The organism is Aporhodopirellula aestuarii (assembly GCF_023701485.1).
Taxonomy (GTDB): Bacteria; Planctomycetota; Planctomycetia; order Pirellulales; family Pirellulaceae; genus Rhodopirellula; species Rhodopirellula aestuarii.
This window is the reverse complement of sequence record NZ_JAMQBK010000003.1, coordinates 1-1,387: the sequence shown is the minus strand read 5'-3', so window position 1 is coordinate 1,387 and position 1,387 is coordinate 1. Positions and strand designations below refer to the sequence as shown.

General features: G+C 53.6%; 1 pseudogene. It reads right to left on the bottom strand.

What is annotated here, in order from left to right:
- Positions 1 to 134: 134 nt before the first annotated feature.
- Positions 135 to 1,385, bottom strand: a pseudogene (locus NB063_RS00965) (IS256 family transposase).
- Positions 1,386 to 1,387 lie beyond the last annotated feature (2 nt).

Below are 1,387 nucleotides of genomic sequence, written 5' to 3'. Positions count from 1 at the left end.
GGGGATGTCCCATTTGTTGTTGAAACTCGTGATGGTCTCTCTGGTAAAAACCTAAGTGAGTGGGTTTGAGTGGGCAACAAGCCCCACCTCATTGAGCTCGCGGTAGGCGAGCTCAATGAGGTGGGAAAACAATTTCAGCTTATTTTTGATCCGGGTCTCGCCAGAGCTGCCAACAGATGAGGCAGTGACTTGCATCCCGTGATCCGACGAAAGCCTTTCTCGGCCTCCAGTAACGCGTATGAAAGCCATCGGCTTGCTTGATCCGTCTCAGCTCGAAAGCGTGTCACACGGTCGAGCTTGCGGCGTGTCGTGCGGAACGAGTTTTCGATCGCATTGGTGCTCAGAAGGCAACGATGAAGTGTGTTCGGAACGTTCAAACGATGTAAAGCCAGAAGATCCTCGCCAGCTTCATGCAGGCTCGTGTGCGCCTCGGCGTTGATCGGCTTGATAAACTTATCCAGCTCATCGAATACTTCTTTAGCTGCCTCGTAGCCTTGTACACTCCGAAGACGCGTTAACACACGAGAGACCTCGCCCCAATGTCGTTTGAATAGTTATGCCTTCAGGTTCCGTTCCTTGTGAACCAAGCAGCGTTGAACCACTGCATCGGGAAAGTGTTCTTTGACGGCACCACGCAACGCGTCACTTCCGTCGAGAACGACGTACAGACGATGAGAGCAAGTGAAGCCACTATTCATAATTCGGCTCATTAAATCACTCGCAATTTCCAGGCTTTCGCTGCTTCCCAGAACAAAGTCCAGGACCTGCTTGCGACCTTCGGTGTCGATCTCTAATGCGACGGCTGCAGTCTGATCGCTGCTCAAGCGAATGCCGTCTAGCATCAGCACACACCAGCTCTGAGTCCCCAAGTTCTTGCCTCGCAATTCGTCGACAAACTTATGGCCCACCTCTTTCCACAATCGCGATACATTCGACCGGCTGACTCCTGGGTAATTCGGCTTGATGTCCTCGATCGATCGGCTGCTGACGCCGGACACGATCGCCTGGATGATCTGCGTCTGCAATTGACTGGGATCCTTCGCCACTCGATAAGTAGCCAGTTCGACTTCGTGACTGGCCCCGTCGTCGTCCCTGCGACGCACACGAGGCCGAACAACCTCTTCCCGTTCACCCTCGTAAAGAAGGCGGTCGGGACTGGTTCCGGCTCGATAGTGATCCCCTTCGTACGGTGCGTGCTTGGGACCGCAGAGCTGTGTGACTTCAGCCGCCATCACTTCACTGATCATCTCGCAGACGTGGCCACGGATGGAGTCTCGAAAGACTTCCCCGGTTTCTGACGCTGGAACTTGCCCAAGAGATTGCAAAAGACTAACTTCATTCATGATGGTCTCCCCGTCGGTTGCACCCGACGAAAATTGGAAAATTG